Consider the following 6279-nt stretch of genomic DNA (forward strand, 5'->3'; position numbering starts at 1 on the left):
ATTCGAACTCGCGACCCTCACCTTGGCAAGGTGATGCTCTACCAACTGAGCCACGTCCGCACCGCACCAGGCGATCGGTGCGACCATCACCCTACCTGATCCATCGAGTGGATCGAAGAGCGATGCAGAGCGGGTGACAGGAATTGCACACTGCGCCTCCCCCTTGGAAAGGGGGCGTTCTGCTACTGAACTACACCCGCACGCTCGGCGAGGTTTTGGCCTTCCGGCCTTGCCCCTCGGCGTGGTCCAAACTCTAGCCGATCAGTAGGGGTGCTGTGCAACTCGGTTCGCTGCCGCGTCGCCCGACCGGCCCCATGAGCCGCCGGTGGACCGCCGTCGGCTCAACTGGCTTCGCGGAACGCCTCGTAGACCCGCTTGGGGATCCGGCCGCGCGCCGGCACCTCCATCTTGTGGGACTGGGCCCAGGCGCGGACGGCCGCCGGATCGGGCGCGAGGGCGGTGTGCCGGTAGGTCGTCCGGGATTTGCCGTGCTTGCTGGCGTTTGTCTGCTTTCGGCCTGCGGCCATGAACGGTGCCAGGGCCTTGCGTAGTTTCTTTGCATTGGCGGGATTGAGGTCGATCTCGTACGACTTCCCGTCCAGGCCGAACATGACCGTTTCCGACGCTTCTCCGCCGTCGATGTCGTCGGAGAGCGTGACCACTACGCGCTGCGCCACGGATATCGGTCCTTTCTTGCGGTACCCGCCCGGTCCCGGCCGTCTGGGAAACACGGCTGACGTGCGGTGATACCGGCCTTCCGGCTGTTAACTGGGGACTAGCTGGTACTTCTGGGGACTTCGGGTTCAATGTTGCTTTCCGCTGTATTCCTTTGTACAGCGGCAGGCGCCGCATTGTGAAGCCCAGCCAATTGCATCAGCGTGTCCCATGCAATGGCGGGCCGTGGTTTTTCCCTGGATTTTCCCGGGCGTTGCCCGGTGGTCGAAATCGCCGGGCGATCTGTCAAGAGTGTATCTACTCGCGTAGATTCTCGGGCCGGGTACGCTGAGGGAAGCTCGTGAGGGAAGCTCAGGGGGTCTGGGGGATTCCCCGGGACCCGGGGAATCCCCGGGGAACACAGCAGCAGAAACAGCAGCAGAACCAGTCGCACCACACCACCGCACCACACCACCGGGAGTGCCAGTGGCACGCGTCGTAGTCGACGTCATGCTCAAGCCGGAGATCCTCGACCCGCAGGGACAGGCTGTGCAGCGCGCGCTGCCTCGTCTGGGCTTCGAGGGCATCGCCGACGTCCGCCAGGGAAAGCGCTTCGAGCTGGAGGTGGCGGAGCCGGTCGACGCCGCCGTCCTCGCCCGTATCCATGAGATGGCCGAGACCTTCCTCGCCAACACCGTCATCGAGGACTTCGTCGTCAAGGTGGAGGAGGCGTGACTTCCCGTATCGGAGTCGTCACCTTCCCCGGCACCCTCGACGACCGGGACAGCCTGCGCGCCGTCCGGATCGCCGGCGCCGAGCCCGTCTCCCTCTGGCACCGCGACAAGGACCTCCACCAGGTCGACGCGGTCGTCCTGGCCGGCGGCTTCAGTTACGGCGACTATCTGCGGGCCGGAGCCATCTCCCGGTTCTCGCCGGTGATGGAAACGATCATCGAGCAGGCGAAGGCCGGGCTGCCGGTCCTCGGGATCTGCAACGGCTTCCAGATCCTCACCGAGTCCCATCTGCTCCCCGGCGCGATGCTGCGCAACAACCATCTCCACTTCATCTGCCGCGACCAGAAACTGCGCGTGGAGAACGCGGAGACCGCCTGGACCGCCGACTATTCCGCGGGCCAGGAAATCTCCGTACCGCTCAAGAACATCGACGGCCGGTACGTCGCCGACGAGCGCACCCTCGACGCGCTGGAGGCCGAGGGCCGGGTTGCCTTCCGCTATCTGGACGGCAACCCGAACGGTTCGCTCCGTGACATCGCCGGCATCACCAACGCGGCGGGCAATGTCGTCGGCCTGATGCCGCATCCCGAGCATGCCGTGGAGCCGCTGATCGGTACGGGCCGCACCGACGGCCTGGGATTCTTCACCTCGATCCTGAAGAAGCTGGTAAGCGCCTGATGACGATCAAGACTCTGGACACCGTCAAGCACGCCGGCGGCACGCCCGAGGCGGAGCAGCCCTGGAAGGACCTCGGCCTGAAGGAGGACGAGTACGCCCGGATCCGCGAGATCCTGGGGCGCCGTCCCACCGGTGCCGAACTGGCCATGTACTCCGTCATGTGGTCCGAGCACTGCTCGTACAAGAGCAGCAAGGTGCATCTCAAGCAGTTCGGCGAGAAGGTCCCGGCCAATGACGCGATGCTCGTCGGCATCGGCGAGAACGCGGGCGTCGTGGACGTCGGCCAGGGATACGCGGTCACCTTCAAGGTCGAGTCGCACAACCACCCGTCGTACATCGAGCCCTACCAGGGCGCGGCCACCGGCGTCGGCGGCATCGTCCGCGACATCCTCGCCATGGGCGCGCGGCCGGTCGCGGTCGTGGACCCGCTGCGCTTCGGCGCCGCCGACCATCCCGACACCAAGCGGGTGCTGCCCGGTGTGGTCGCGGGCATCGGCGGGTACGGCAACTGCCTCGGTCTGCCGAACATCGGCGGCGAGGTCGTCTTCGACTCCTGCTACCAGGGCAATCCGCTGGTCAACGCCGGCTGTATCGGTGTGATGAAGCACGAGGACATCCATCTCGCGAAGGCGTCGGGCCCGGGCAACAAGGTGATCCTGTACGGCGCCCGCACCGGTGGCGACGGCATCGGCGGCGTCTCCGTCCTTGCCTCCGAGACCTTCGAATCGACCGGTCCCGCCAAGCGGCCCGCCGTCCAGGTCGGCGACCCGTTCCAGGAGAAGCTCCTCATCGAGTGCACCCTGGAGATCTTCCGCGAGAAGCTCGTGGCCGGGATCCAGGACCTCGGCGGCGCCGGTCTCTCCTGCGCGACGAGCGAGCTGGCGTCCGCGGGCTCCGGCGGGATGCGGGTCGAGCTGGACACCGTTCCGCTGCGTGACGCGACTCTCTCGCCCGAGGAGATCCTCATGAGCGAGTCGCAGGAACGCATGTGCGCGGTGGTCGAGCCCGACAAGGTCGGCCGCTTCATGGAGATCTGCGAGAAGTGGGACGTCATCGCCACCGTCATCGGTGAGGTGACCGAGGGCGACCGGCTGGAGATCTTCTGGCACGGCGAGCAGATCGTGGACGTACCGCCGCGCTCGGTGGCGCATGACGGTCCGGTCTACCACCGGCCGTACGCCCGTCCCGAGTGGCAGGACGCGCTCCAGGCGGACGACGCCAACAAGCTGCCGCGCCCGGCCACGCCGGCCGAGCTGCGGGAGCAGGTCCTGAAGCTGGTCGCGTCGCCGAACCAGGCGTCGAAGGCATGGATCACCGACCAGTACGACCGTTTCGTCCAGGGCAACACCGTGCTCGCGCAGCCCGAGGACGCGGGCATGGTCCGGATCGACGAGGAGTCGAATCTGGGCGTGGCGATGGCGACGGACGGCAACGGACGGTACGCGAAGCTCGACCCGTACGCGGGTGCGCAGCTCGCGCTGGCGGAGGCGTACCGCAATGTCGCGGCCTCCGGCGCCAAGCCGCTCGCCATCTCCGACTGCCTGAACTTCGGTTCGCCCGAGGACCCGGCCGTCATGTGGCAGTTCGCCGAGGCCACACGAGGTCTGGCGGACGGCTGCCTCCAGCTCGGCACACCGGTCACCGGCGGCAATGTCTCGCTCTACAACCAGACCGGCGAGACGGCCATCCACCCGACGCCGGTCGTGGCCGTGCTCGGTGTGATCGACGACGTCAACCGCCGTACGCCGATCGCCTTCAAGGAGGAGGGCCAGCTTCTCCATCTCCTCGGTGACACGCGCGAGGAGTTCGGCGGCTCGGCCTGGTCGCAGGTGGTGCACGACCATCTCGGCGGGCTGCCGCCGGCCGTGGACCTGGACCGGGAGAAGCTGCTCGGCGAGATCCTGATCTCGGCCTCCCGCGACGGAATGATCGACGCGGCGCACGATCTGAGCGACGGCGGTCTGATCCAGGCGGTCACCGAGTCCTGCCTGCGCGGCGGCCACGGCGCCCGGCTGGTCGTACCGGACGGGCTCGACGCGTTCACCTTCCTCTTCAGCGAGTCGGCGGGCCGCGCGGTCGTCGCCGTACCGCGCAGCGAGGAGCTCCGCTTCACCGACATGTGCGGCGCCCGCGGCCTGCCCGTGACCCGGATCGGTGTCGTGGACGGCGAGGAGATCGAGGTCCAGGGCGAATTCGCGATCGCGCTGGAGGAGCTTCGGGCGGCGCATGAGGGGACGATTCCGGCGCTGCTGGCGTGAGCTGAGTGCTGCCTGAGCGCTGTTGAGCCGATGAGCCCCCGTCCGGTGTGTACCGGGCGGGGGCTCAGGCATGTTCGCGCCTACACTTGTCAATTATTACGTAATTACGTAACTTCGAGGTATGGAGCTTGAAGAGCGGGTCGCCGCGCTGGAGCGGCGGCTCGCGGCGCTGGAAGGGACGGACGGTCGGGTTCCGGCTGGGGGTGGGGGCACGGATGGCGGTGACTTCTGGGCGCTTGAGCGGCTGAAGGAGGAAGTCGCCAAGGCCGGCTCGCCGAACGGCGCGGTCCTCTATACCGGTGCGGTGCGGCTGCCGACGGAGGAGCGGTACGAGTGGCAGTACGGCACCTTCACCGATGCGCTCCTCGATGCCGACTGGTCGCACTCGGCCGAGTCCTTCGCAGCGCTCGGCCATGCGGTACGGCTCCGGCTGCTGCGCGAGATCCTCGGTGGCCGGCGGACCGCCGCCGAACTGGCCGAGCTGGAGGACATCGGCACGACCGGCCAGATCTACCACCATCTCCGCCAACTGACCGGCGCGGGCTGGCTGCACACGACCGGGCGAGGGCGGTACGAGGTGCCGGCGGCCCGGATCGTACCGCTGCTGGTGATGCTCTCGGCCGCGCGGCCATGACCGTAACTGTCGTCACGTGACCGTAATTGTCGTCAAGGGGGAACAATGATGCCCGTCCGCGTTCGTAAGCAAGTCATGATCCTCTTTCGGCTGTCCTGGCTCGTCTTTGTCGTGTTCGTCCTCCTCGATGTGTTCCGCGTACTGTCCCTCTCCTGGTGGCTGACCATGCTGCCCGCGGCTGTCGCCGTCGCCGTGACTCTCGGTGTCAGCCGTATGGGCCGTGCCCACCACGCGGACCGGCCCGCCGCGATCGAGGTGGCGCCTCCCGTCAGAGGCCGCTGGTCGGCGCTCAACAGTCCGGCCGACAAGGTGCCGAGCCATGGCACACATGCGTACGGGCAGACCTACGCGATCGACGTCGTGGCGGAAGGGACGAGTGCGGCGGAGGGGACGGGCGTGGTGGCGGAAGGTAAGCCCGGTGCGCGTCCCGCCTTCGCCTGGTTGTGGCCGGTCGTCCGGCGCAACCGTGACTTCCCGGCCTTCGGCGAGCCGCTCCTCGCCGTCGCGGACGGGACCGTCGTATACGCCACGGACCGGCAGCGCGACCATCTCAGCCGTAACTCCCTGCCTGCCCTCGTCTATCTGATGCTCATCGAGAGCGCCGTGCGCGAGATCGGCGGCGCGGGCCTGGTCACGGGCAACCGTCTCGTACTCGACCTCGGGGACAGTACGTACGCCCTGTACGCCCACCTCCAGCGCGGCTCACTCCAGGTCCGCGCGGGCGACCGGGTGCGGACCGGTCAAGTCCTGGCGCGCTGCGGCAACTCGGGCAACTCGTCCGAGCCGCATGTGCACTTCCAGCTTATGGACCACCCGGATCCGGACGTGGCGCGAGGTGTCCCGTTCCGCTGGGAGGGCATCGGAGTCCCGGCCAACACGGAGGAGTTCACGGTGGATGGGGAGCTCATGGTTGGGGAAGGGCTCGCGGTGGGCGAGGAGCTCATCTTGGGGAAGGAGGAGCGGACGACCGCTCCGTCATGGCCCACAGGAGAAGCGCGAGGCAACTGAACGAGGGGCCCAGTACGCAGACGGCACCCCAGCCTGCCGCCGCGTACAGGGCAGTTGAGGCGATGGCGCCGGTGGCGCTGCCGACGGAGTAGAAGATCATATAGCCGCCGAACAGCCGACTGCCCGCGTCCGGAGCCAGTGCGTGGATCATGCTCTGGTTGGTGACATGGACTGCCTGTACGGCGAGGTCGAGGACGATCACGCCGACCGCCAGCGCTCAGGTAGTGGGGCGAGGGCCACTTCTTCGCCCCCGGCGAACCGCACTCGGAGCTGACCGACCGCCGGTACGGTCAGCCCCTCCGCGCCCTGGCGG

General features: G+C 67.8%; 6 protein-coding genes, 1 tRNA gene and 1 pseudogene. 5 read left to right on the forward strand and 3 right to left on the reverse strand.

The genetic code is table 11. The features are described from left to right. Positions 1-128: 128 nt before the first annotated feature. Positions 129-200 (reverse strand) — tRNA-Gly (locus GA0115259_RS23965). Between the two features lie 141 nt (positions 201-341). Next, positions 342-677, reverse strand: a complete 336-nt coding sequence (locus GA0115259_RS23970) for a histone-like nucleoid-structuring protein Lsr2 (RefSeq protein WP_093600877.1) — start codon at positions 675-677, stop codon at positions 342-344. A 463-nt stretch (positions 678-1140) separates the two neighbouring features. Between GA0115259_RS23970 and purS the strand changes: the two genes are divergently transcribed. The 5 genes from purS (at position 1141) to GA0115259_RS23995 (ending at position 5966) form a co-directional block, all read left to right on the forward strand. Further along, positions 1141-1389 carry a phosphoribosylformylglycinamidine synthase subunit PurS gene (gene purS / locus GA0115259_RS23975; RefSeq protein ID WP_093600879.1) on the forward strand — a complete coding sequence of 83 codons (249 nt, stop codon included), beginning with the start codon at positions 1141-1143 and terminating at the stop codon, positions 1387-1389. Next, complete coding sequence (gene purQ, locus GA0115259_RS23980) at positions 1386-2066, forward strand: phosphoribosylformylglycinamidine synthase subunit PurQ (RefSeq protein ID WP_093600881.1); 681 nt, start codon at positions 1386-1388, stop codon at positions 2064-2066. The genes purS and purQ overlap by 4 nt, the downstream gene beginning before the upstream one ends. Beyond that, complete coding sequence (gene purL, locus GA0115259_RS23985; RefSeq protein WP_093600883.1) at positions 2066-4324, forward strand: phosphoribosylformylglycinamidine synthase subunit PurL; 2259 nt, start codon at positions 2066-2068, stop codon at positions 4322-4324. The genes purQ and purL overlap by 1 nt, the downstream gene beginning before the upstream one ends. A 121-nt stretch (positions 4325-4445) precedes the next feature. Beyond that, complete coding sequence (locus tag GA0115259_RS23990) at positions 4446-4958, forward strand: ArsR/SmtB family transcription factor (protein ID WP_093600885.1); 513 nt, start codon at positions 4446-4448, stop codon at positions 4956-4958. Positions 4959-5033: 75 nt separating this feature from the next. Continuing rightward, positions 5034-5966 (forward strand): M23 family metallopeptidase, encoded by a 933-nt coding sequence (locus GA0115259_RS23995; protein WP_237540456.1) that lies wholly within the window; start codon positions 5034-5036, stop codon positions 5964-5966. On the opposite strand, the pseudogene GA0115259_RS24000 reads toward GA0115259_RS23995, so the two are convergent. Next, positions 5899-6183: pseudogene (locus GA0115259_RS24000) on the reverse strand (MFS transporter); the annotation flags it as partial. The gene GA0115259_RS23995 and the pseudogene GA0115259_RS24000 sit on opposite strands and share 68 nt — an antisense overlap. Between the last annotated feature and the right edge of the window lie 96 nt (positions 6184-6279).

The organism is Streptomyces sp. MnatMP-M17 (genome assembly GCF_900091995.1).
Lineage (GTDB): Bacteria > Actinomycetota > Actinomycetes > Streptomycetales > Streptomycetaceae > Streptomyces.

Coding starts and splice junctions, on each gene's coding strand:
- purL (WP_093600883.1), top strand. CDS start 2,066: ATGACGATCAAGACTCTGGACACCGTCAAGCACGCCGGCGGCACGCCC.
- GA0115259_RS23990 (WP_093600885.1), top strand. CDS start 4,446: ATGGAGCTTGAAGAGCGGGTCGCCGCGCTGGAGCGGCGGCTCGCGGCG.
- GA0115259_RS23995 (WP_237540456.1), top strand. CDS start 5,034: ATGATCCTCTTTCGGCTGTCCTGGCTCGTCTTTGTCGTGTTCGTCCTC.